At 72.4% G+C, this 23,719-nt stretch carries 23 protein-coding genes; 13 read left to right on the forward strand and 10 right to left on the reverse strand.

What is annotated here, in order from left to right; translation table 11 throughout:
* Window positions 1-56 precede the first annotated feature (56 nt).
* On the forward strand, window positions 57-686 hold the full coding sequence (locus ACSU53_RS09685) for a CGNR zinc finger domain-containing protein (protein WP_437026453.1): 630 nt from the start codon (window positions 57-59) through the stop codon (window positions 684-686).
* Here ACSU53_RS09685 and sodX read toward each other — a convergent pair.
* On the reverse strand, window positions 590-1,024 hold the full coding sequence (gene sodX, locus ACSU53_RS09690; protein ID WP_437026454.1) for a nickel-type superoxide dismutase maturation protease: 435 nt from the start codon (window positions 1,022-1,024) through the stop codon (window positions 590-592). The genes ACSU53_RS09685 and sodX overlap by 97 nt on opposite strands.
* Before the next feature lie 146 nt (window positions 1,025-1,170).
* Here sodX and sodN point away from each other — a divergent pair, with 146 nt between their 5' ends.
* A complete protein-coding gene (gene sodN / locus ACSU53_RS09695) occupies window positions 1,171-1,566 on the forward strand; it encodes a superoxide dismutase, Ni (RefSeq protein WP_004983535.1) in 396 nt (131 codons plus the stop codon).
* Between the two features lie 363 nt (window positions 1,567-1,929).
* On the opposite strand, the gene ACSU53_RS09700 is transcribed toward sodN, so the two are convergent.
* From ACSU53_RS09700 to ACSU53_RS09725, 6 genes are all read right to left on the reverse strand, one after another.
* Entirely contained in the window at window positions 1,930-2,502 is a 573-nt protein-coding gene (locus tag ACSU53_RS09700) for a hypothetical protein (RefSeq protein ID WP_437026456.1), read from the reverse strand.
* Between the two features lie 3 nt (window positions 2,503-2,505).
* Complete coding sequence (gene ctaD, locus ACSU53_RS09705; protein ID WP_437033097.1) at window positions 2,506-4,158, reverse strand: aa3-type cytochrome oxidase subunit I; 1,653 nt, start codon at window positions 4,156-4,158, stop codon at window positions 2,506-2,508.
* A 148-nt stretch (window positions 4,159-4,306) separates the two neighbouring features.
* Entirely contained in the window at window positions 4,307-4,927 is a 621-nt protein-coding gene (locus tag ACSU53_RS09710; protein WP_437026458.1) for a hypothetical protein, read from the reverse strand.
* Window positions 4,928-5,521: 594 nt separating this feature from the next.
* Window positions 5,522-6,139, reverse strand: coding sequence for a GNAT family N-acetyltransferase (locus ACSU53_RS09715; protein ID WP_437026460.1), 618 nt, complete (start codon window positions 6,137-6,139; stop codon window positions 5,522-5,524).
* Between the two features lie 266 nt (window positions 6,140-6,405).
* On the reverse strand, window positions 6,406-7,467 hold the full coding sequence (locus tag ACSU53_RS09720; RefSeq protein ID WP_437026462.1) for a family 2 encapsulin nanocompartment cargo protein polyprenyl transferase: 1,062 nt from the start codon (window positions 7,465-7,467) through the stop codon (window positions 6,406-6,408).
* Window positions 7,468-7,594: 127 nt separating this feature from the next.
* The gene (locus ACSU53_RS09725; RefSeq protein WP_437026464.1) at window positions 7,595-9,001 is read right to left on the reverse strand and encodes a family 2B encapsulin nanocompartment shell protein; all 1,407 of its coding nucleotides are present in this window, start codon (window positions 8,999-9,001) and stop codon (window positions 7,595-7,597) included.
* Between the two features lie 293 nt (window positions 9,002-9,294).
* On the opposite strand from ACSU53_RS09725, the gene ACSU53_RS09730 reads away from it, so the two are divergent.
* Complete coding sequence (locus tag ACSU53_RS09730; protein WP_437026465.1) at window positions 9,295-9,885, forward strand: N-acetylmuramoyl-L-alanine amidase; 591 nt, start codon at window positions 9,295-9,297, stop codon at window positions 9,883-9,885.
* Between the two features lie 395 nt (window positions 9,886-10,280).
* Window positions 10,281-11,207, forward strand: coding sequence for a 1-aminocyclopropane-1-carboxylate deaminase/D-cysteine desulfhydrase (locus ACSU53_RS09735; RefSeq protein WP_437026467.1), 927 nt, complete (start codon window positions 10,281-10,283; stop codon window positions 11,205-11,207).
* A 138-nt stretch (window positions 11,208-11,345) separates the two neighbouring features.
* Here the strand turns inward: ACSU53_RS09735 and ACSU53_RS09740 are convergent, their stop codons facing one another.
* Window positions 11,346-12,938: a Na+/H+ antiporter gene (locus tag ACSU53_RS09740; RefSeq protein WP_437026469.1), complete on the reverse strand. Its 1,593-nt coding sequence runs from the start codon at window positions 12,936-12,938 to the stop codon at window positions 11,346-11,348.
* A 59-nt stretch (window positions 12,939-12,997) separates the two neighbouring features.
* On the opposite strand from ACSU53_RS09740, the gene ACSU53_RS09745 reads away from it, so the two are divergent.
* From ACSU53_RS09745 to ACSU53_RS09755, 3 genes are all read left to right on the forward strand, one after another.
* The gene (locus ACSU53_RS09745; RefSeq protein WP_437026471.1) at window positions 12,998-13,258 is read left to right on the forward strand and encodes a UBP-type zinc finger domain-containing protein; all 261 of its coding nucleotides are present in this window, start codon (window positions 12,998-13,000) and stop codon (window positions 13,256-13,258) included.
* A 256-nt stretch (window positions 13,259-13,514) separates the two neighbouring features.
* Window positions 13,515-13,928 (forward strand): anti-sigma regulatory factor, encoded by a 414-nt coding sequence (locus tag ACSU53_RS09750; protein ID WP_164333955.1) that lies wholly within the window; start codon window positions 13,515-13,517, stop codon window positions 13,926-13,928.
* A 17-nt stretch (window positions 13,929-13,945) separates the two neighbouring features.
* Window positions 13,946-15,064 (forward strand): RNA polymerase sigma factor SigF, encoded by a 1,119-nt coding sequence (locus tag ACSU53_RS09755; protein ID WP_437026473.1) that lies wholly within the window; start codon window positions 13,946-13,948, stop codon window positions 15,062-15,064.
* Between the two features lie 87 nt (window positions 15,065-15,151).
* Here the strand turns inward: ACSU53_RS09755 and ACSU53_RS09760 are convergent, their stop codons facing one another.
* Window positions 15,152-15,604 (reverse strand): hypothetical protein, encoded by a 453-nt coding sequence (locus tag ACSU53_RS09760; RefSeq protein WP_437026475.1) that lies wholly within the window; start codon window positions 15,602-15,604, stop codon window positions 15,152-15,154.
* A gap of 181 nt (window positions 15,605-15,785) precedes the next feature.
* Here ACSU53_RS09760 and ACSU53_RS09765 point away from each other — a divergent pair, with 181 nt between their 5' ends.
* Both ACSU53_RS09765 and ACSU53_RS09770 read left to right on the forward strand, forming a co-directional pair.
* Window positions 15,786-16,754 (forward strand): diacylglycerol/lipid kinase family protein, encoded by a 969-nt coding sequence (locus ACSU53_RS09765; RefSeq protein WP_437026477.1) that lies wholly within the window; start codon window positions 15,786-15,788, stop codon window positions 16,752-16,754.
* A gap of 318 nt (window positions 16,755-17,072) precedes the next feature.
* Window positions 17,073-17,330 (forward strand): WhiB family transcriptional regulator, encoded by a 258-nt coding sequence (locus ACSU53_RS09770; RefSeq protein ID WP_003992873.1) that lies wholly within the window; start codon window positions 17,073-17,075, stop codon window positions 17,328-17,330.
* Between the two features lie 301 nt (window positions 17,331-17,631).
* Here the strand turns inward: ACSU53_RS09770 and ACSU53_RS09775 are convergent, their stop codons facing one another.
* Window positions 17,632-19,095 (reverse strand): sensor histidine kinase, encoded by a 1,464-nt coding sequence (locus tag ACSU53_RS09775; RefSeq protein ID WP_437026478.1) that lies wholly within the window; start codon window positions 19,093-19,095, stop codon window positions 17,632-17,634.
* A gap of 692 nt (window positions 19,096-19,787) precedes the next feature.
* Here ACSU53_RS09775 and nagB point away from each other — a divergent pair.
* The 4 genes from nagB (at window position 19,788) to mctP (ending at window position 23,666) form a co-directional block, all read left to right on the forward strand.
* Window positions 19,788-20,573, forward strand: a complete 786-nt coding sequence (gene nagB / locus ACSU53_RS09780; protein WP_437026480.1) for a glucosamine-6-phosphate deaminase — start codon at window positions 19,788-19,790, stop codon at window positions 20,571-20,573.
* Window positions 20,574-20,801: 228 nt separating this feature from the next.
* Window positions 20,802-21,566 carry a GntR family transcriptional regulator gene (locus ACSU53_RS09785; RefSeq protein WP_437026481.1) on the forward strand — a complete coding sequence of 255 codons (765 nt, stop codon included), beginning with the start codon at window positions 20,802-20,804 and terminating at the stop codon, window positions 21,564-21,566.
* Between the two features lie 205 nt (window positions 21,567-21,771).
* Window positions 21,772-22,041 carry a DUF3311 domain-containing protein gene (locus ACSU53_RS09790; RefSeq protein ID WP_437026483.1) on the forward strand — a complete coding sequence of 90 codons (270 nt, stop codon included), beginning with the start codon at window positions 21,772-21,774 and terminating at the stop codon, window positions 22,039-22,041.
* Window positions 22,038-23,666: a monocarboxylate uptake permease MctP gene (gene mctP / locus ACSU53_RS09795; protein WP_437026485.1), complete on the forward strand. Its 1,629-nt coding sequence runs from the start codon at window positions 22,038-22,040 to the stop codon at window positions 23,664-23,666. The genes ACSU53_RS09790 and mctP overlap by 4 nt, the downstream gene beginning before the upstream one ends.
* Window positions 23,667-23,719 lie beyond the last annotated feature (53 nt).

Genomic DNA, 23,719 nt, shown 5'->3' on the forward strand with positions numbered 1-23,719 from the left:
ATCGTCCGTTACCTGACCGCAGGCACGACCCTAGAGCTCCGTCGTAAGGACTACAAGTGGAACTGGCCTATTACTCGGATTTCGCCGTCCGTCTCGTCAACACCGAGGAGCCGGCCCGGGGGAAGGACGCGCTGACCTCCGTCGACGCGATCCGGGGCCTGTTCGGGACCAACCAGTCCGCGGCACGTCGCGCGACCGAGGCCGACCTGACCCGCTTCCGCTCCGTCCGAGGAAGGCTCCGCTCGGTCTTCGAAGCGGCGGACGGCGGTGACGAGACCCTCGCCGTGGACCTGCTGAACTCGCTGCTGCTGGAGTTCCCGGTCAGCCCGCAGATCTCCGGGCACGACGTGCGGGACGACGACGGGCGCCCGCTGTGGCACATGCACCTGGCCGACCACCCGTCCAACGCGACCGCCGGCTACGCGGCCATCGCCGCCATGGGCCTGGCCTTCCACCTCACGGAGTACGGCGTGGACCGGCTCGGCCTGTGCGAGGCACGGCCCTGCCGCAACGCCTACCTGGACACCTCCACCAACCGCTCCCGCCGCTACTGCTCCGACCGCTGCGCGACGCGCGCCAACGTGGCCGCCTACCGCGCCCGCAAGCGCCTGGAGGGCACCCGGGCGGACAGCACGGGCCGGGCCGCCGAGAGCACCCAGCCCGCCAGTGCCAGCGGCGAGCGCTGACCCGTCCGGCGCGGCCGGTACCGGAAGCGCACCCTGCCGAGCACCAGGTCGTCCGGCACCGTCCCGTAGTCGGTGCTGTCGCCGCCCGCGTAGGTGTTGTCGCCGCGCACCCACCAGCCGCCCTCGCGCCGCTCGACGGCCCGCTTGACGACGAGCAGGTCCTGCTGGAAGGGATGGCGCAGCACCACCACGTCACCCGGCCGGACCCGCGCCCCGTAGTGGACCAGGAGCCGGTCCCCGTGGTGCAGCGTGGGCACCATGGACGGCCCCGTCACCTCGGCCACCCCGAAGGGCAGCGGCGCTTGTGACCGCTCGGCGTCCTGCGACAGCTCCGGCATCCTCCGGCACCTCCCCGGTTTCATCCTCCGCCACTCCCAGTCTCACCCCGGACTTTTGTCCTAAGCCCGCGGGGGCACCCGCCTAAAGTTCTCGGCCACGGAGTAATGTCCAGTGTGAGAAGACGATCACGAGGAAGGAATGCTCCATGCTTTCCCGCCTGTTTGCCCCCAAGGTAAAGGTCAGCGCCCACTGCGACCTGCCCTGCGGCGTGTACGACCCTGCCCAGGCCCGCATCGAGGCGGAGTCCGTGAAGGCCGTCCAGGAGAAGATGGCCGGCAACGACGACCCGCACTTCCAGGCGCGCGCCACCGTCATCAAGGAGCAGCGTGCCGAGCTGGCCAAGCACCACGTCTCCGTGCTGTGGAGCGACTACTTCAAGCCCCCGCACTTCGAGAAGTACCCGGAGCTGCACCAGCTCGTCAACGACACCCTGAAGGCGCTGTCCGCCGCCAAGGCGTCCACCGACCCGGCGACCGGCCAGAAGGCCCTCGACTACATCGCCCAGATCGACAAGATCTTCTGGGAGACCAAGAAGGCTTGAACCGGCCCTCGGTCGTGCCCCCACCCCACCGGTGGGGCCTCGTGGGTCTCGCGTTCCCGAAGGGGTCCGTCCGCCGACGCGGGCGGGCCCCTTCGGGCCGTCCCGGGCCGGGCGCGCCGCGACGGTGCCGCGACGGACGCCGGTGCCCGCACGGCGGGAGGAGACGGGCCCCGTGGGGCGGTCGGCGTTCGCACCGACATCCTGATGGTCACGTCGGGCCACGTCCGGAGGTTGCAGTGCGTGCGCTCCGCCCCCTGACGGCCCTCCCACCACCGCTCCGCCCGCCGGCGCTGTGGCACGTCCGTGCGGCTCCCGCCGTCCCTGCCCGGGCGGGTGGCCCGCCGATGCGGAAGCCCGGCGCCGTCAGCCGCTGCCGCCGGTGCCTCCCCGGCCGCCACCGTCCCGGACGTGACGGACGGCGGCCATCAGGAGGAGGGTGACGACCAGCGCCGGGACCGCGGTCGCCGTCACCGGCCACCACGCGCCCCCGGCCGGCGCCGGCGAGAGGGTGGCCGACAGGCCGACGGCCACCGCCGTGCCCGCGCCGAGCAGGACGGTCGTGACGAGCGCGGCGACGACCGCGCGGGGCACCCGCCGTCGCGCGGACGGTAGGGGGGCCTGTCCCAGCCGCGTCCACTGGCCCGCCGCCTCCCGCGCCTCAGCCGCCCGCCGCACGGCCGCGCACAGCCGCAGCGCGCCGGTGGTCACGGCCCCGGTGGCGGCCAGCGCGGCGGCCGGCCACCATGCCGTGGCCGCCAGGAGCAGCAGGCCGGCGCCGCCGAGCGCGGCCCACCCGGTCAGGGTGGCGAGTGCGGCGGTCCGGCGGGAGGGCGGCCGGTCGGGGCCGGCGCGCAGGTCGGCGAGGGCCGGCAGGTACCAGACGCAGCCGGAGGCGGTCACCACGGTGCAGCCCAGGGCGAGAACGGAGTGCGCCACGGCTCACCTCACCGTCGCTGCCGCGGTGACCTCCGGGTGGTGGAGGTCGAACGCCGGGGATTCACTGCGGATCTGCGGGAGCGAGGTGAAGTTGTGCCGCGGGGGCGGGCACGAGGTGGCCCACTCCAGCGAACGGCCCCAGCCCCACGGGTCGTCGACGCCGACCGGCTCGCCGTACTTGGCGGTCTTCCACACGTTGTAGAAGAACGGCAGCAGCGACAGGCCGAGCAGGAACGACCCGATGGTGGACAGGGTGTTCAGGGCGGTGAAGCCGTCGGCCGCGAGGTAGTCCGAGTAGCGGCGTGGCATCCCCTCCGCGCCCAGCCAGTGCTGGACCAGGAAGGTCAGGTGGAAGCCCACGGTCAGGGTCCAGAAGGAGATCTTGCCGAGCCGCTCGTCGAGCATCTTCCCGGTGAACTTGGGCCACCAGAAGTGGAATCCGGCGAACATCGCGAAGACCACCGTGCCGAACACCGTGTAGTGGAAGTGCGCGACGACGAAGTAGGAGTCGGTCAGGTGGAAGTCCATGGGCGGGGAGGCCAGGATGACGCCGGTCAGGCCGCCGAACACGAAGGTGGTCAGGAAGCCCAGGGTCCACAGCATCGGGGTCTCGAACGACAGGCTCCCCCTCCAGAGGGTGCCGATCCAGTTGAAGAACTTCACGCCGGTCGGCACCGCGATCAGGAACGTCATGAACGAGAAGAAGGGCAGCAACACCCCACCCGTGGTGTACATGTGGTGCGCCCACACGGTCACCGAGAGGCCGGCGATCGCGATCGTCGCCCCGATCAGGCCCATGTAACCGAACATCGGCTTGCGGGCGAACACCGGGATCACCTCGGAGACGATGCCGAAGAACGGCAACGCGAGGATGTACACCTCGGGGTGGCCGAAGAACCAGAACAGGTGCTGCCACAGCAGGGCCCCGCCGTTCGCCGCGTCGAAGACGTGGCTGCCGAACCGGCGGTCGCACTCGAGCGCGAACAGGGCCGCCGCGAGGACCGGGAAGACCATCAGCACCAGCAGGGCCGTCAGCAGCACGTTCCAGGTGAAGATCGGCATGCGGAACATCGTCAGGCCGGGGGCGCGCATGCAGATGATCGTGGTGATGAAGTTGACCGCGCCCAGGATCGAACCGAACCCGGACAGGGCCACCCCCATGATCCACAGGTCGGCACCGATGCCGGGCGAGTAGACCTCGTTGGAGAGCGGCGCGTAGAGGAACCACCCGAAACTGGCGGCCCCGTCCGGCGTGAGGAACGCGGCAGCGGCGATCAGGGAGCCGAACAGGAACAGCCAGAAGGCGAGCATGTTCAGACGGGGGAAGGCCACGTCCGGGGCGCCGATCTGCAACGGCATGATCCAGTTGGCGAAGCCGGTGAACAGCGGCATGGCGAACATCAGCAGCATGATCGAGCCGTGCATGGTGAACGCCTGGTTGAACTGCTCGTTGGAGAGGATCTGCAGGCCGGGCCGGGCCAGTTCGGCGCGCATGAACAGGGCCAGCACCCCGCCGAGGACGAAGAAGCCGAGCGCGCTGACCAGATACAGCGTGCCGATCCTCTTGTGGTCGGTGGTCGTCAGCCAGTCCACCCACGAGGCCCTGCGCCCGGGCCCCGGAACCCCGTCCGCCCCCGGTGCCTCCCCCTGCGGCACCGGGCGGGGCCGCTCGTCCACCGCGCTCGTCGCCTGCGTCCTACGTATCTCGTCCACCGGACGTCGTCCTCCCCATCGAATTCGGGCGGACTCATGATCGACGGGGAGCCGGAAGGAACGGATGAGCCGAACAGTCCCTCCGTACGGCTCAGACGGGGCCCAAAGGTCCCTGGGTGACGTGACGGCAGGCCGGGGCGGCGGGGAGGCAGGACGGCCGGGACCGCCGGGCGGGCGCCGGGCCGTCCGGGGCCGCCCGGGCGGGCTCCCGGGCCGCTCCGTGGGGCCACACCACCTCGACGGGGACACCCCGGCCACGGGCGTAGGCGACCAGATGGGCGGTTGCGTCCCGCCCGTCGGACCGGGAGCCGTCCCACACCGCGAGGAGCAGGCGGCTGTCCGCCACCATGCGTTCGTCGGCGCACACGCAGGCGTCCCGGTCGGCCGGGTCGTAGTCCAGGAGCCGCACCCGGTCGGCCAGGGTGAGCAGTTCACCGGTCGCCATCCGGTCGCGCGGGGGCGGCAGGGCCGGGACCCCGCAGCGGCTCGGGATCGCCACGACCAGGCGGCGCCCCGCAGCGCGCGCCGCCCTGCCGAACGCCAGGGCGGCCCCGGCACCGGACCGCACCACCGCCGGTCCCCGTACGAGGCGTTCGAGGCGTCTGCGCAGAGCGGACTCCACCAGGGCCAGGGTGTCCGGTGTCAGGTCGGCGTGCCCGACCGCCGTGATCCGCACGTCCGCCGTACCGTCGTCCCGCACCGCGTCGCTCATCCCGCCCCTTGTCGCCCCCTCGCCGGCGTCCGCCGCGACCTCGGGCCGCCGACGGACGGTGCTGCCGTAGCCAGTGAAGCGGCGGCGGGCGGCCGGCAGCCAGGGCCGAACGTCCCCGGAACAGCGCGTTCTTGGGCGCGGGGTCCCGAACGGTGAAGGGGTGCGGGTCGCGGTCCGGTGGCGGGTGGCGGGTGGCGGGTGGCTCGCCCGGCACCGGGGATCGACCGGCCCGCGCCCACGTGGCCCACGGCGGTCGGTGCCGTCCGGGGAGCCGGACGGTATGCGATGAGGACTGCCGCTCTGATGACCGGACAGCTCATGCGAACACGCCGCTACCGCTCGGAGAGCGGGACGGCATACACGGGCAGACCGGCACCGCCGGGGAAGCCGGACGCCTCACGCGAACACGCCGCTACCGCTCGCAGGGCGGGACGGCCCACGCGGGCACGCCGGTACCGCCGGGAAAGCCGGCGGCCTATGCGGGCAGACCGCTACCGCCGGGAAAGCCGGACGGCCCACGCAGGCGGGACCGGTACCGCCGGGAGCCGGACGGCCCACGCGGACAGACCGGCACCGCCGGGGAAGCCGGTCGGCCTACGCGGGCAGGCCGGGGCGCGGTTCGCGCCACATGGGCCACATGTACGGACCGTCGGGGAGGGCGAGGGGCTCCCCGAGCGGATCGAAGCCAAGGCGTTCATAGAGCCGGCGGCTGCGGGCGCTGCTCGCCTCCAGGTAGGCCGGGAGGCCGGTGCGGTCGCAGCGGTCGAGGACCTCCGCCATCAGCGCGGTGCCGAGGCCCTCGCCCTGCCGGCCGGGCGCCACACCGATCATCCACAGGTACTCATGGGCCCGTCCGCCGGGATGGATGCCCGCCGTGAGCCGCCCGATCAGCTCCACCCGCTCGTTGTCCGGGTCGACGGCCTCGCGCACCAGCGCCGGCCCGTCGTCCTCCTCCGCCGGGCCGTCCCCGTGGTCGTCCGCGGGCACCGGCAGCCACAGGGCGCAGGCCGAGCCGTCCTCGGTGAGGTCTATCCGGCCGTCGGCCATCACGATGTCGGTGAAGGAGGCCATGAGGCGGTGGTGCGTCGTCCGGCGGTACTCCTCACCGGGGAACACCCACCGGCTCACCGGGTCGTCCTGGAACGCCGCGTCCAGCAGCCGGACCACCCGTTCCCGGTCCTGCTCCCCCGCCGTCCGGATCGCCACGCCCATGTCCACCCCTCACCTCAACACTCGTGTCACGTACGGGTGTTGAGCGTAACGCCCGTGACGGTGGCCCAGGGGACCGGGAGACGGGCCGAGGGCCGGAAACGGGCGCGGGCCCCGCACATCGTGGGGAAGTGCGGGACCCGCCGGACCCGGGCCCGCGGCAACCCGTGCGGGTCAGGGTCCGCACGCCCCGGGCTCCGGGGTTCGGTACGACGACCGCCCGGGCACCCGGGACGCTTCCCGCGCCCCGGGGTGTCCCGGGGGATCCGTCAGGTGGTGCGCCGTGTCACGAATTCGGCCAGGGCCAGCAGTCCGCCGGCGGCCTCCGGATCCGGTACCGCCCGGGCCAGTTCCTGCATCGCCCGGGCCATCCGGTCGGCCGCCTGGGCCTGCGCCCAGTCCCGGCCACCCGCCCGTTCCACGGTCAGTGTGATCCGTTCCAGGTCCTCCTCCGCGTGCGGGGCCGCGTAGAGCGCGGCGAGTTCGCCGGCGGCGGGGCCGCCCGAGGTCAGCGCGGCGACCACGGGCAGCGACTTCTTCCGGGCCGCCAGGTCCGCACCGGCCGGTTTGCCGGTGCGCCGCGGGTCGCCCCATATCCCGATCACGTCGTCGATGAGCTGGAAGGCGAGCCCGGCCTCCCGGCCGAACGCGTCCAGCGCACCGACGTCGGCGTCCGGCGCCCCGGCGTACAACGCGCCCACGGCACAGGCACAGCCGAGCAGTGCCCCCGTCTTGGCCTCGGCCATGGCGAGCGTCTCGTCGAGCGTGACGTCTTCGGGGGCGCGCCCTTCCAGCGCCGTGTCCGCGTGCTGCCCGTCGCACAGTTCGATGACGCACTGCGCGAGCCGGGCTGCCGCCGCCGGAGCCGCCGGGTGCGCGTCCTCGGCCAGCAGCCGGAGGGCGAGCGCCTGGAGGGCGTCACCGGCCAGGATCGCTGCGGCGTCACCGAACACGGTCCAGGCGGTGGGCCGGTGGCGGCGCGTGGCGTCCCGGTCCATCACGTCGTCGTGGAGCAACGTGAAGTTGTGGACCAGTTCCACCGCCGCCGCTGCCCGGACGGCGGCCGCCCGCGCGCCGGGCCCGCCGAGGGCCGAGGCCCCGGCGAGCACCAGCGCGGGGCGGATCGCCTTGCCGGCCCCGCCGGCCGCCGGTGAACCGTCCGCGTGCTCCCAGCCGAAGTGGTAGCGCGCGATGCGGCGCATCGGGCCGGGGAGGCTGCCGACCGCGGCCCGCAGCACCGGGTCGACCTCCCCCCGTGCGCGGTCCAGCAGCATCAACGCCTCGTGCCCGTCGGCGGGACGGTACTCCGTCTCCGTCCTGAGCTCCGTCATGGACGCACCCCTGGTCTCGGCGGATCAGCGAAGGGTGGTGCGGGTGCCGCGGTCGAGTTCCTGCCCCCAGGGTGTACCCGCCCGGACGGGCGGGGACACGGGGTGCGGGCCGGGCGTTGCGGTGCGGTCACCGCCAGCGGCCGATCTCGACGTTCTCCAGGACCCCGAGCGCGTCCGGTACCAGCACCGCCGCCGAGTGGTAGGCCGTGACCAGGTACTTGATGATGGCCTGTTCGTTGATGCCCATGTAGCGCACGGACAGCCCCGGCTCGATCTCGTCGGGCAGGCCGGCGGCCCGCAGCCCGATGACGCCCTGGTCCTCCTCGCCCGTACGCAGGGCGATGATCGAGGTGGTGCGTGCCTCGGTCACCGGGATCTTGTTGCAGGGGTAGATGGGGACGCCGCGCCAGGTCGGGATGCGGTTGCCGCCGAGGTCGACGGTCTCGGGCACCAGGCCCCGCTTGTTCAGCTCGCGTCCGAACGCGGCGATCGCCCGCGGATGGGCCAGCAGCATCTTGGTGCCGCGCCGACGGCTGAGCAGTTCGTCCAGGTCGTCAGGGCTGGGCACACCGTCGTGGGGCTGGATCCGCTGGTCGTACTCGCAGTTGTGGAGCAGACCGAAGTCGCGGTTGTTGATCAGTTCGTGTTCCTGGCGCTCCTTCAGCGCCTCGACGGTCAGCCGGATCTGCTGTTCCGTCTGGTTCATGGGCTGGTTGTACAGGTCGGCCACGCGGGTGTGGATGCGCAGCACCGTCTGGGCCACGCTGAGTTCGTACTCGCGGGGACGGGCCTCGTAGTCCACGAAGGTGTGCGGGATGTCGGGCTCGCCGGTGTGGCCGGCGGCCAGTTCGATGGCCTTCTCGCCGTACTTGTTGGTGCGCTGGCCGGGGATGGAGCGCAGCCCCTGGAGGTGGTCGCGCAGGGCCTCGGACCGCTCGGCGACCTGGTCGAACGCCTCGCGCGGCAGCACCAGGACGGTGCAGGCGGTGAGCGTGCGGGCCGTGTACTCCCAGATGGCGTCCTCGTCGAGCAGGGCCTGCTCGCCGAAGTAGGCGCCGTCGGCGAGGATGCCGAGCGACTCGTCGCTGCCGTAGGGCCCGGTGCCGATCTTCTCCACCCGGCCGTGGGCCAGCAGGTAGACCTCGTCCGTCGGGCTGCCGAACGAGGCGACGACCTGGCCCGGCTCGATCTCCCGCTGCCGGCAGCGGGACGCCAGCTCGGACAGCACCTCCTGATCCTCGAACGACCGCAGCGCGGGCAGCTCGCCCAGCTCCGCGGGAATGATCTCGACGCGGTCGCCGGTCTTGACGAACGTCAGCCGGCCGTCCCCCACGGCGTATGTCAGACGCCGGTTGACCCGGTACGTGCCGCCCTGTACGTCCACCCACGGCAGCATGCGCAGCAGCCAGCGGGAGCTGATCTCCTGCATCTGCGGCACGGACTTGGTCGTGGTGGCCAGGTTCCGCGCGGCCGCCGTACCGAGACTCTGCTGCGGCCTGGTCTGCTCCGTGCGGACCTCTTCGCCTACCGACATAGAGAATTGCCCTCCCAGTTGTGATCCACGCCCATCGGTGCCGGGCATCGATCTGCGCGTCCAAGATTTCCTCACGTAACGTGTCCGCGCCATTACCCGAATGAGCGGGAATGGATCACCGCGCGCGTGGGCATCCATGGCGATTCCGCTTTCCGGCGCCGTCCCGGCGGCGACCTGTCCGGATCGGATCGCACAGCGACCGAACAAACGGTTCCGCTCCGTCCGTACAGGTAAAGCACCGGTACGAGGCGGCTGCGACGGGCGGCCGTCGCGCAGCACGAAGGAGGGCGGTCATGGCCCCACCCATGTCCGCGAGCGCGTTCCTGCGCGCTCTCAAGGCGGAAGGTCTGACGGTCGTCGAGGTCGGCGACTGGCGCGATCACCACCGCAACCACAAGGGCCCCTGGGGCCCGGTGCACGGCGTGATGATCCACCACACGGTCACCAAGGGCAGCGCGAAGACGGTCGAGTTGTGCCGCAAGGGGTACGCGGGGCTGCCGGGGCCGCTGTGCCACGGGGTCATCACCAAGGACGGCCGGGTGCACCTCGTCGGCTACGGCAGGGCCAACCACGCCGGGCTGGGCGACGACGACGTGCTGCGGGCGGTGATCGCGGAGAAGCGCCTGCCACCGGACAACGAGGCGAACACCGACGGCAACCGGCACTTCTACGGCTTCGAGTGCGAGAACCTCGGCGACGGCAAGGACCCCTGGCCGGCGGCGCAGTTGGAGGCCATCGAGAGAGCCGCCGCCGCGGTGTGCCGCCACCACGGCTGGAACGAGCGGTCGGTGATCGGGCACCTGGAGTGGCAGCCGGGGAAGGTGGATCCGCGCGGGTTCACCATGACGTCGATGCGGAAACGGATCGGCGACCGTCTGAAGTGACCGGCGGGAGGCCGGGAACCGTCGCCTCGCCCGGCGTGTTCCCCGCGTCCCGGCGGCTTCCGTGGCAGGTCCGGGCGCCCGGCACCCGTGGCAGGTGCGGGGCGCCCGGCACCGCTCGTGGCGAGGCCGGGCGCCCGGCGCCTCCGTGGACGGCGGGTGCCCGCCGCACCCCCGCGGTGCGGCGCGCCGGCCGGGAGCGCGGCGCCGCGCTCGTGCCCGGCCGGGGCGGGTGACGGTGCGCGGGACGCGCCGCCGGGACGCCGGCCTCCGGGCGCCGGTCGTGGCCCCGGCGGATACCAGCCCGGGTCCTCGGGCCGTGCCCCTCTCGCCCCCGTCGGCCGCTTCCCCGCCGACCCGCCTGGCCACCCCACCGTCCACCGGGGGACAATGCCGCCGTGACCAGCGCGGACCCGCCCGGAGCCGTCGGCCGCGCCGGCCCGGCCGGCCTGCGGCCGCGGCTGCCCTCGCCCGTGCAGGAGGTCGTGGACGAGCGGTTCGAGCGGCACGGTGTCCGGCTGCTGCTGAAGCGGGACGACCTGATCCACCCGGACCTGATCGGCAACAAGTGGCGCAAGCTGGCCCCGAACCTCGCGGCGGCGGCCGGGCGGACCGTGGTCACCTTCGGCGGCGCGTACTCCAACCACCTGCGGGCCACCGCCGCCGCCGGGCGGCTGCTCGGGCTGCGCACCGTCGGCGTGGTGCGCGGTCAGGAACTGGCCGACCGACCCCTCAACCCCTCGCTGGCCCGGTGCGCGGCGGACGGCATGCGGCTGCACTTCGTCGACCGGGCGGCATACCGTCGCAAGGCCGAGCCGGACACCCTGAACGCCGTGCTCCGGGCCGTGGGCGCCGAGGACGCCCTCGTGGTGCCGGAGGGCGGCAGCAACGCCGCCGCCGTGCGCGGCTGCGCGGTGCTCGGCGAGGAACTCGCCGGCCGTGCCGACGTGGCCGCCGTGGCCTGCGGCACCGGCGGCACCCTGGCCGGACTGGCCGCCGGGCTGGGCCCGGGGGTCCGCGCCCTGGGGGTCCCGGTCCTGCGGGGCGGCTTCCTTGGTGGCGAGGTACGGGCGTTGCAGACCGCGGCGTTCGGGGGTCCGCGCGGGGACTGGAGCCTCGACGAGCGCTTCCACTTCGGGGGCTACGCCCGGACCACGCCCGCACTCGACGCGTTCGCACAGGACTTCGAGCAGCGCCACGGACTGCCCGTGGAACGTCTCTATGTCGCCAAGTTGCTTCATGGACTGACCGTCCTGGCGGCGGAGCGCGCCTTCCCGCGCGGGAGCACGGTCGCGGCCGTGATCACCGGCCGCCCCTTCCCCTGACCGGACGCACCGCCCCGGTCCGCCCGGGTCCGGAGGCCCGGAAACAACCCTCCGACCCGGGGCCCCGGGAACCCGGCTCCGGCGACCCGGACGTCGTCCCGGACCAGGAGGCCGGGGCCCGGGAGCCGCGTGGCGGTCCTACGGCGCCTCCCGGTACGCGGCCGCCTCCTCCAGGTCGAGGCGGCGCAGCAGCGTGCGGAGCATCTCGTCGTCGATGTACCGCGCGTCGCGGAGCCTGACGAACACCTCGCGTTCGGTGCCGATCACGTCGCGCGACAGCCGCCGGTAGGTGTCGTCCACGGATTCCCCGGTGACGGGGTGGGCCTGCCCCAGGCGTTCCCAGACGGAGTCCCGGCGGCGTTCCAGCACCGCGCGCAGCCGCTCGGCGAGCGGGTCCGGCAGCGCGTTGCGGTCGTCGGCGAGGAGTTCGTCCAGGCGCTGCTCGGCTGCCCGGGACGCCTGCGCCTGCGCGTTGGCCTCGGCCAGGGTCGCCGCCCGCTCGTCCCGCCGGGGGAAGCGCAGCAGCCGGATGAGCAGGGGCAGCGTGACGCCCTGCACGACCAGCGTGCCGATGACGGTGGTGAACGTCAGGAACAGCAGCAGGTCGCGCTGGGGGAAGTCACCGCCGTCGACGGTGTGCGGGATGGAGAAGGCGATGGCCAGGGAGACGACACCGCGCATCCCGGCCCAGGAGATGACGAAGGGCATGCGCCAGCCGGGACTGCCCTCGCGGCCCCGGATGCGGGCCGACAGCAGTGGGGGGAGGCAGACCGCCGGGTACACCCACACGAACCGGGCGACCACGACGATCGCGAAGACGGCCAGCGCGTACCAGAGGGCGTCGCCGCCGTGGTAGGCGTGGATGCCCCGGAGCACGACCGGCAGTTGCAGGCCGATGAGGGCGAAGACCACGGACTCCAGGACGAACGCGACCATCTTCCACACGGCCGCCTCCTGGAGGCGGGTCGCGAAGTCGACCTCCCAGGCACGGTGCCCGAGGAAGAGGGCGACGACCACCACGGCGATCACTCCGGAGGCGTGCACCTGCTCGGCCACGGCGTAGGCGAAGAACGGGATGAGCAGGGAGAGCGTGTTCTGCAGCAGCGCCTCCTTCACCCGGACCCGCAGCCAGTGCAGGGGCGCCATCAGGACCAGGCCGACGGTGAGCCCCCCGAGGGCCGCGAGCAGGAACTCGCCGACGCCGCCGGCCCAGGTCGCGCCCTCGCCGGCCGCGGCCGCCACGGCCACCCGGAACGCGGTGATGGCGGTGGCGTCGTTGAGCAGGGACTCGCCCTGGAGGATGGTGGTGACCCGGGACGGCAGTCCGACCCTGCGGGCCACCGCCGTGGCCGCGACCGCGTCCGGCGGGGCCACCACCGCGCCGAAGACCAGGGCGGCGGTCAGCGACAGGCCCGGCACCAGCTCGTACAGGGCCCAGCCGACGACGGACGTCGCGAAGAGCACGTAGCCGACCGACAGCAGGGCCACCGGCCGCAGCTGCGCCCGCAGGTCCAGGTAGGAGCTCTCGGTGGCCGCCGTCTGCAGCAGCGGGGGAAGGACGAGCGGCAGCACGACGTGCGGGTCGATCGTGTAGTCGGGCACGCCGGGCACGAAGCTCACCGCGAGGCCGGCCGTGACCAGCAGCAGGGGGGCCGGTACCGGCAGGCGACGGGCGGCCGCGGCGATCACGGCACTGCCGGCCACCAGCAACAGCAGCGGCATCACGTCCATGTCCGGCCACCCCCGGTGTCCCACGCGGCGTTCCGCGCACCCGTCGTAATCTGGCCATCATGAAACAGTGCACGCACGTCGACGCGCTGCCGCACCCGGAGCCGGTTCCGGTCAGCGGGACGTGCCCCGAGTGCCTGCGGGACGGCACGGACCCGGTCCAGCTGCGCCTGTGCCTCAGCTGCGGTCACGTCGGCTGCTGCGACTCCTCGCCGCACCGGCACGCCACCCGCCACCACCGGGAGACGGGTCATCCCGTGATGCGGTCGCACGAACCCGGCGAGGACTGGCGGTGGTGCTTCGTGGATCACGTCCTGGTGTGACCGGCCGGTCCCCGTCGGCGGACGGTTCGACCGTCTGACGTCTGGGTACGTCAATGCGGCGCGCGCTCTTCCCATTTGGGGCCGCAGACCCCTAGCCACGGAGCGTATTCGTAGTTTTACTATGAGTGACAGCAAGGGTCGGGGTCCCGGGGACAGGACCGACGAGAGCGCGATAGCGTCACCGCTGAACCACGTAGCGCGTTACCCGGGGGTGCCCCCTGGGCCCTGAAACGCTTGTACCACCTTGGAGGTGAGGGTGTCCCAGATCGCAGGCGAGCCCGCGACCCAGGACTTCGTGGAAGTCCGGCTGCCGGCCGCGGGGGCCTACCTGTCGGTGCTGCGTACGGCCACGGCCGGCCTCGCGGCCCGTTTGGACTTCACCCTCGACGAGATCGAGGACCTGCGGATCGCGGTCGACGAGGCCTGCGCGATCCTGCTGCAGCAGGCCGTGCAGGGCTCGGTGCTGAGTTGCGTCTTCCGGCTGGTGGACGACTCGCTCGAGGTCACCGTGTCGGCGCCGACCACGGACGGACACGCCCCCTCGCGGGACACCTTCGCCTGGACCGTGCTGTCCGCCCTGGCGGGCAAGGTCTCCTCGGCCGTCGACGAGGACAGAACCGTTTCGATCAGCCTCTACAAACAGCGCGGCGCGGGACCCGGGCCGGCGTGAGGAACGAGGACGGGCCGGTGCGGGACGAAGAACGCGGCACACGGGAGCTGCCCGCCGAACGCATGCCTGCCGGCATCGACGGCATCCCCGAGCAGGCCCGGCCGCATCCGGAGGACGACGGCGCGGACACCGGCCGCCCGGACGAGAGGCAGCCGGACGGTGCCGCGCGGGGAACGCCTGCGGCCGGGCGGACGGGGGACGCCCCCGCCCGCGCGAGGCCGGCGACGGGGGACGAGGCGAGCGCTCGGGGAAGGGCGACGGGCGGGACGATGAACGAGCACGAGCGACATGCCGAGGGCGAGGCCCGGCCGGCGCCGGCCGCACCGGCCGCGCACGGGGTGCCGCGCACCCCGGGTGCGCGGGGCGGCGCCCAGCACCACCCGCTGGACCGCAGCGGGGCGCGTGCGCTGTTCCTCGAACTGCGCGGGCTGGAGGACGGCAGCCCCGAGTACGCGGAGCTGCGCAACCAGCTGGTGCGGATGCACCTGCCGCTCGTGGAGCACCTCGCACGCCGTTTCCGCAACCGCGGGGAGCCGCTGGACGACCTGACGCAGGTCGCCACCATCGGTCTGATCAAGTCGGTCGACCGCTTCGACCCCGACCGCGGGGTGGAGTTCTCCACCTACGCGACCCCGACGGTCGTCGGCGAGATCAAGCGGCACTTCCGGGACAAGGGCTGGGCGGTGCGCGTGCCGCGCCGTCTCCAGGAGCTGCGCCTGGCGCTCACGACGGCCACGGCCGAGCTGTCGCAGCTGCACGGCCGCTCCCCCACGGTGCACGAGCTGGCCGAGAAGCTGGCCATCTCGGAGGAGGAGGTCCTGGAGGGCCTGGAGTCGGCGAACGCCTACTCCACGCTGTCCCTGGACGTCCCCGACACCGACGACGAGTCCCCGGCGGTCGCCGACACCCTGGGCGCCGAGGACGAGGCGCTGGAGGGCGTGGAGTACCGGGAGTCGCTGAAACCGCTGCTGGAGGACCTGCCGCCGCGGGAGAAGCGGATCCTGCTGCTGCGCTTCTTCGGGAACATGACCCAGTCGCAGATCGCACAGGAGGTCGGGATCTCGCAGATGCACGTCTCCCGGCTGCTGGCGCGGACGCTGGCCCAGCTGCGGGAGAAGCTGCTCGTCGAGGAGTGAGGGCCGCCGGGTCCCGGACGGCCGCCGAGGAGGACGCGGGCACCGGGGCCCGGACCGGACCGCGCCGCGGTCCCCGGCGCCCGGAGACTATGTCCCGGTGTTCCCGGGCCCCCGGATGTCCAGCGCCCGGGTCGTCTCGGGGTGGATCAGCAGCACCAGGGCGGTGACGGCGACGACGGCCAGCACGATCCCCGCCGGGATGGCCACGCTGTCGGCCTGGAGCAGGTTGTAGGCCACCGGCAGCGCCAGCAGCTGGGTGATGACAGCCGGGCCGCGGCTCCAGCTGCGGCGGGCGAACAGCCCGCGCGCCGCGAGCAGCGGCAGCAGCGCCAGCACGATCAGCGTCACCCCGCCGGTGACCGCCTGCTGCCGGTCGTCCGGGTCGCCGGTGACGGCGAGGACGGCCATCCAGATCCCGCCCGCCAGCAGCCCGAAGCCCTCCAGGGCGGCGAGCACCGCGGCGAGGGTCAGGCGGCGCGGGCGCGGTCCGGCGGCGGTGTCCGGGACGGCGGGGGCGTCGGGGGTCTGCTCACTGCTCACCCCAGAAGGGTAGCCCGCACGCCCCGGCCCCCGGGGCGGCCCCGCCCCGCCCGTTCCGCCCCGGCCCGGGGCCGTTCCCGGCCGTCGGTGATCGCGGCTCCCGGGCTCCCCGGCCCCGGACTCCTGTCCGATTTCCGCCTCGGCCTGGGCCGAGTACCACCCAGTAGGTACGCTGCACCCCATGCGTGCACTTCTCGTGGTCAATCCGGCGGCAACCACCACGAGTGCGCGTACGCGCGATGTACTGATCCACGCGCTCGCCAGCGAGATGAAGCTGGAGGCCGTCACCACCGAGTACCGCGGCCACGCCCGCGACCTGGGCCGGCAGGCCGCCGAGAGCGGCGAGACCGACCTGGTGGTGGCCCTCGGCGGGGACGGCACGGTCAACGAGGTCGTCAACGGCCTGCTGCACGCCGGCCCCGATCCGGAGCACCTGCCCGGCCTGGCCGTCGTCCCCGGCGGCTCCACGAACGTCTTCGCCCGCGCCCTCGGGCTGCCCAACCAGCCGGTCGAGGCGACCGGTGCCCTGCTGGACGCGCTGCGCGAGGGCCGGCAACGGACGGTGGGACTGGGCCTGACCTCCGGGACGCCGGGCTCGGACGACGAGGGCGTGCCCTCCCGCTGGTTCACCTTCAACGCGGGACTCGGCTTCGACGCCGGCGTGGTGGGCCGGGTGGAACAGCACCGGGAGCGCGGCCGCAAGTCCACGCACGCCCTCTACATGCGCCAGGTCGTGCGCGCGCTGTTCGGGGAGCCGCACCGGCGGCACGGGATGATCACGCTGGAGGAACCGGGCGAGGAACCGGTGACCGACCTGGTGCTGTCCATAGTCTCGAACACGTCCCCGTGGACGTTTCTCGGCAACCGCCCGATCTACGCGTCGCCCAAGGCCTCGTTCGACCACGGCCTCGACCTCTTCGGCCTGCACCGTCTGTCATCGGCCGCGGTTGCCCGGTATGGCACCCAGTTGCTCACTTCGTCCCCCGAGCGCGGCCCCCGGGGCAGGCACGCCGTCTCCCGGCACGACCTGACACGCTTCACCTTGCATTCGAAGGTGCCACTGCCCCTCCAGATGGACGGTGACCACCTCGGACTGCGAACCAGCGTGACGTTCACAGGCGTTCGCCGTGCACTGCGTGTGATTGTGTGAGCAGAAGAGGCTAAAGTCCTTTCACTCGAACGTTTAGGCCAGGATCCACCCCATGGAAGTACGGCTGTGACCTAGTCGACACCGAAGAATCAAAAAAAACTTTCCGGAAGGGGTTGTATCCGCCGCCGAGGTTTGCGAGTCTCTACATGGCGATCGGGACGGCCCGCAACACCGGCCTCCACAGATCACCGGAACCCCTCTCCAAAACCAAGGACCTACGCCAGGGAACCTGGCGGTCGGCCCTTCCCTTGTTGAGGGATTCGTGAAAGCGTTCACATTCACAAGCAACCGCAGTAATACCAAGGAGAGGTAGCAGCCATGGACTGGCGTCACAACGCCGTTTGCCGCGAAGAAGACCCCGAGCTCTTCTTCCCCATCGGCAACACCGGTCCTGCGCTGCTGCAGATCGAGGAAGCCAAGGCCGTCTGCCGCCGCTGCCCGGTGATCGAGCAGTGCCTGCAGTGGGCGCTCGAGTCCGGTCAGGACTCCGGCGTCTGGGGTGGACTCAGCGAGGACGAGCGCCGCGCAATGAAGCGCCGCGCCGCTCGCAACCGGGCCCGTCAGGCTTCCGCCTGACATCCCACCCCTGCTGACAGCCTGAGCTTGGCGGCGCGTACGGCGCGTACGCATCTCCCGCCCCCGAGCCGCAGCGCGCAGTTGAGCACAAGCCTCGGACCGCAACCCGGTCCGAGGCTTTTTGCTGTGCTCCCCCGGCGGGACGGAACCCGCCCGCACCGACCCCCGCCCCGGCGTCGCGGACTCCGGTCACGGGCTCCGGCACGGCGGGAGTCAACGTGACGACTCCCCCCCCTTGCCCCCGACGGGGGACGGGCCTGCGGTGAGACGGAGGGCGGGACGAACGGCCCCGCCCCCGCGGTCACTTGTCCCCGCGCACCGGGATGTCGAGGATCACCCGGGTCCCCCGCTCCGGCGCCGGGACCATGTCGAAGGTGCCGCCCAGCTCGCCCTCCACCAGGGTCCGCACGATCTGCAGCCCCAGGTTGCCGGCGGTGTGCGGGTCGAAGTCCTCGGGCAGGCCGACGCCGTCGTCCTGCACGGTGACCAGCAGGCGCGACTCCTTGGTGGTGCCGCCGCGGACCGCCGACACCTCCACCGTCCCGGTCTCCCCTTCCCGGAAGCCGTGTTCGAGGGCGTTCTGCAGGATCTCGGTGAGCACCATCGACAGCGGGGTGGCGACCTCGGCGTCGAGTATGCCGAACCGGCCGGAGCGCCGGCCGGCCACCTTGCCCGGGGAGATCTCGGCGACCATCGCCAGGACGCGGTCGGCGATCTCGTCGAACTCCACGCGTTCGTCCAGGTTCTGGGACAGCGTCTCGTGCACGATGGCGATGGAGCCGACCCGGCGGACCGCCTCCTCCAGGGCCGCCCGCCCGCGCTCGGAGCCGATCCGCCGGGCCTGGAGCCGCAGCAGCGCCGCCACCGTCTGGAGGTTGTTCTTCACCCGGTGGTGGATCTCCCGGATGGTGGCGTCCTTGGTGATCAGTTCCCGTTCACGGCGGCGAAGTTCGGTGACGTCGCGCAGCAGCACCAGGGAACCGATGCGGGTGCCCTTGGGCTTGAGCGGGATGGCCCGGAACTGGATGACCCCGTTGGCCTCGATCTCGAACTCGCGGGGCGCCCAGCCGCTGGCCACCTTGGCCAGCGCCTCGTCCACGGGCTCGCGGGAGGGGGCCAGTTCGGCGGTGGTCTGACCGAGGTGGTGGCCGACCAGGTCGGCCGCGAGACCCAGCCGGTGGTAGGCGGAGAGGGCGTTCGGGGAGGCGTACTGGACGATGCCGTCGGCGTCGAGCCGGATCAGCCCGTCGCCCACCCGGGGCGAGGCGTCCATGTCGACCTGCTGGTTCGCGAACGGGAAGGCACCGGCCGCGATCATCTGGGCGAGGTCGGAGGCGCTCTGCAGGTAGGTGAGCTCCAGGCGGCTCGGGGTGCGCACGGTCAGGAGGTTGGTGTTGCGGGCGATGACCCCGAGCACCCGGCCCTCGCGCCGCACGGGGATCGACTCGACGCGCACCGGGACCTCCTCGCGCCACTCCGGGTCGCCCTCGCGCACGATCCGCCCCTCGTCGAGGGCCGCGTCCAGCATGGGGCGGCGCCCCCGGGGCACGAGGTGGCCGACCATGTCGTCCTGGTAGGAGGTGGGCCCGGTGTTGGGCCGCATCTGGGCCACCGAGACGTAGCGGGTGCCGTCGCGCGTGGGGACCCACAGGACCAGGTCGGCGAAGGAGAGGTCGGAGAGCAGCTGCCACTCCGACACCAGCAGGTGGAGCCACTCGAGGTCGGTGTCGTCGAGGGCGGTGTGCTGGCGTACGAGTTCGTTCATGGAGGGCACCCGGCGAGCGTACCCGGGGGCGCGGGACCGCCCCGGAAACACCCGCGGGCCGCGGCGCCTGGGAGGGACCCTCAACCCTCCCGGCACCGCAGCCCGGAGCACTGCCGGCCGGCGGGGTGTGCGGTCCCGGTCGGCCGTGGGAGGAGCCGGGGCAGTCAGGGCAGAGAGCTCCGGATCCTCGATCCGCCCTCCTGTGCGGGGAGGGCGAGTCCGTGTGGTGTTCCGATCGTCCCGGCGGGCGGGCGTTCTGACAAGAGATCGTCCGACGGGCGGTTGCTGCGATCGATCATCCCGCTCTGCATTGTGGACTAGACCAGTGTTCCTGTCCATGTGCCGGAGACCGTTCGTCCGACTCGCCGCGTCCGGCCGCGCACCACCCGCGGGCGTCCACCATGCAGCCTAACCCGTACGACCCGCCCGGCGGACCGTCCGGCCGGAGGGGCCCGGAGTGCGGGGCCGCCCGGGATGCCGCGCATCTCGCACGCCCGGGGGCACGGGATGCCCGCCTCCGGGGCCCGGGAAGGCGGCAGCGCCGGTTTTCCGGTCCGTGGACGGGTTCGCGCGCGGGGAGGTCACGCCGTACCCTGGTAAGTTCCAATTGGTCTAAACCACCAGGGATCCGCCCGGGGTTCCCCGGCGGTCCCGTCCCAGTCGAGTCCTTCTCTCAGATCGGCAGGCCCAGCGTGGAAGTTGTCATCGTTCCGGATGCCAAGGCCGGCGGCGAACTCATCGCCGACGCCATGGCGCAGCTCCTTCGGCGCAAGCCGGACGCCCTGCTCGGCGTGGCCACCGGTTCGACGCCCTTGCCCGTCTACCAGGCGCTCGCGGCCCAGGTGCGCTCCGGCGCGGTGGACACCTCCCGGGCCCGCGTCGCCCAGCTGGACGAGTACGTGGGGCTGCCCGCCGACCACCCGGAGTCCTACCGCTCCGTGCTGCGGCGCGAGGTGCTGGAACCGCTCGGCATCGACCCCGCAGCGTTCATGGGGCCCGACGGCACCGCCGAGGACGTCCAGGCCGCGTGCGAGGCCTACGACCGGCAGCTGGGCGAGGCCGGCGGCGTGGACCTGCAGCTGCTGGGGATCGGGACCGACGGGCACATCGGGTTCAACGAACCCTGCTCCTCGCTCGTTTCCCGCACCCGGATCAAGACGCTGACCGAGCAGACCCGCAAGGACAACGCGCGCTTCTTCGACGGGGACGTCGAGCAGGTGCCGCACCACGTCATCACCCAGGGCATCGGCACCATCCTGGAGGCGCGCCACCTGGTGCTGCTCGCCACCGGCGCGGGCAAGGCGGACGCGGTGGCCGCCACCGTCGAGGGCCCGGTCGCGGCGGTCTGCCCGGCCTCCGCGCTGCAGATGCACCCGCACGCCACGGTGGTCGTCGACGAGGCGGCGGCGGCCAAGCTGCAGCACGCCGACTACTTCCGGCACACCTTCGCCCACAAGCCGGACTGGCAGGGCATCTGATCCGCCCTCGGGGCACCGCCCCGGCCCGGGGGCGTCACCTCCGCTCCCCGGGCCGGGCGCCGGGGCTCCGGCCCGGCGGTGGTGGCCTAGACCAGCATCCGGTCCCGGCGGTATACAGAGGGGATCACGGACCGTGCGGGCACATCCCCGCCCCGAGCCGTGCCACGATGTGAGCCGCGGCCGATGGGATGTCGGTCGCTTCGGCACCGGTAGCCGGGAAGGCAGAGCATGAGCACCGACGTCAGCAGTGCGGAGAACGAGGGTGGGACTGCGGTCCGTACGGCGCGGGTGCCGAAGTACTACCGGCTGAAGAAGCACCTGCTCGAGATGACCGAGACGGCGCCCCCCGGCACCGCGGTCCCGCCCGAGCGCACGCTGGCCGCGGAGTTCGACACCTCGCGCACCACCGTGCGCCAGGCGCTCCAGGAGCTGGTGGTCGAGGGCCGCCTGGAGCGCATCCAGGGCAAGGGCACCTTCGTCGCCAAGCCCAAGGTCTCGCAGGCGCTGCAGCTCACCTCCTACACGGAGGACATGCGCGCGCAGGGCCTGGAGCCGACCTCGCAGCTGCTGGACATCGGCTACATCACCGCCGACGACCGGCTCGCGGGGCTGCTGGACATCGCGCCCGGCGGGCGGGTGCTGCGCATCGAACGGCTGCGCATGGCCAACGGCGAGCCGATGGCCATCGAGACCACCCACCTGTCCGCCAAGCGCTTCCCGGCACTGCGCCGCAGCCTGGCCAAGTACACGTCGCTCTACACCGCCCTGGCGGAGGTGTACGACGTCCACCTCGCGGAGGCCGAGGAGACCATCGAGACCTCGCTCGCCACCCCGCGCGAGGCCGGTCTGCTGGGCACCGACGTGGGTCTGCCGATGCTGATGCTCTCGCGGCACTCGCGGGACCGGGACGGGCAGCCCGTGGAGTGGGTGCGGTCGGTGTACCGGGGCGACCGGTACAAGTTCGTCGCCCGCCTCAAGCGGCCCCAGGAGTGATCCCCGCCGGGTCCCGCGGTCCCTCGTCCGGGTCACGGACAGACCCGCCGCAATCGGGTGGTTGACAGGATTTCCGTTGCTGTTGCCTTGCGGTTGGGCGGCGTTGGGATACCGCTGTCCGCGACGGGGGTTACGGCTTCGTTACCTCGGCCCCTAGATTTCCTGCGCACGACGCCGGAGATCAGTGAGGGGACGGAACAGACCGATGTCGAAAGCCCCGGAACAACCAACCGCGGAGCCCGTGGTGACGCCCGCACGCGTCGTCATCGCCCTCTGCCTCAGCGCACCGTTCGTGGCGATGCTGTGGGTCGGCTCGTACGCCAGGACCGAGCCCGTCCTCATCGGCATCCCGTTCTTCTACTGGTACCAGATGCTGTGGGTCCTGCTGTCCACGGCGCTGACGATGGTCGCGTACCAGCTGTGGAAGCGTGACCAGCGCGCCCGCCGCGCCCGGAAGGGCGGTGCACCGCGGTGAAGGACGGCGTGAACGGCGTGGCACTCGCCGTCTTCCTCTTCTTCTTCGTCCTGGTCACGGCCATGGGCTTCCTGGCCGCGCGCTGGCGCAAGGCCGAGAACGCGGACAACCTGGACGAGTGGGGGCTGGGCGGCCGGTCGTTCGGCACCTGGGTGACCTGGTTCCTGCTCGGCGGTGACCTGTACACCGCGTACACCTTCGTGGCCGTGCCCGCGGCCATCTACGCGGCCGGCGCGGCGGGCTTCTTCGCGGTGCCGTACACGATCCTGGTGTACCCGCTGATCTTCACCTTCCTGCCCCGCCTGTGGTCGGTGTCGCACAAGCACGGCTATGTGACGACGTCGGACTTCGTGCGCGGCCGGTTCGGCTCGAAGGGGCTCTCACTGGCGGTCGCCGTGACCGGCATCCTGGCGACGATGCCGTACATCGCGCTCCAACTGGTCGGCATCCAGGCCGTGCTGGACGTGATGGGCATCGGCGGCGGCGAGCACACCAACTGGTTCGTCAAGGACCTGCCGCTGCTGATCGCGTTCGGCGTCCTGGCGGCGTACACGTACTCGTCCGGCCTGCGGGCGCCCGCGCTGATCGCGTTCGTGAAGGACACGCTGATCTACCTCGTCATCGCGGTGGCGATCATCTACATCCCGATCAAGCTGGGCGGCTTCGACGAGATCTTCGCCAAGGCGGGCGCGGCCTTCGACGAGACCAACCCGGCGACGGGGGCCCCGCGCGGGGCGCTGGTGCCCGGGGACGCGGGTCAGTGGACGTACGCGACGCTGGCGCTGGGGTCGGCGCTCGCGCTGTTCATGTACCCGCACTCGATCACCGCGACGCTGTCCTCGCGCAGCCGCGAGGTGATCCGTCGCAACACCACGATCCTGCCCCTGTACTCGCTCATGCTGGGCCTGCTGGCGCTGCTCGGCTTCATGGCGATCGCGGCGGGCGTGTCCGTGCAGAACGGCCAGCTGGCGATCCCGCAGCTGTTCGAGGACATGTTCCCGGACTGGTTCGCGGGGGTGGCCTTCGCGGCCATCGGCATCGGGGCGCTGGTGCCGGCGGCGATCATGTCGATCGCGGCGGCGAACCTGTTCACCCGCAACATCTACAAGGACTTCATCCGGCCCGACGCGACACCGGCGCAGGAGACCAAGGTCTCCAAGATCGTGTCGCTGCTGGTGAAGGTGGGTGCGCTGGCCTTCGTCCTGACCATGGACAAGACCGTGGCGATCAACTTCCAACTGCTCGGCGGCATCTGGATCCTGCAGACCTTCCCGGCGCTGGTGGGCGGCCTGTTCACCCGCTGGTTCCACCGCTGGGCGCTGCTCGGCGGCTGGGCGGTCGGCATGGTCTACGGCACGGTCGCCGCGTACGGGGTGGCGTCGCCGACGCAGAAGCACTTCGGCGGCTCGGCGAAGGAGATCCCGGGCATCGGCGAGATCGGCTACATCGGTCTCACCGCGTTCGTGATCAACGTGCTGGTGACGGTGGTGCTGACGTTCGTCCTGCGGGCCGCCAAGGCGCCCGAGGGCATCGACGAGACGCAGCCGCAGGACTACACGGCGGACGCGGGCGACCCGGGCGTGCAGGTGGAGCTCCCGCCGGCGACGGCGGGCAGCGCGCACTGACGCCCCCCAGGGGCGGGGGACGGCGGGCCGACGGTGGAAAACCGTCGGCCCGC

It is taken from the genome of Streptomyces sp. enrichment culture (assembly GCF_964273255.1).
Taxonomy (GTDB): domain Bacteria; phylum Actinomycetota; class Actinomycetes; order Streptomycetales; family Streptomycetaceae; genus Streptomyces.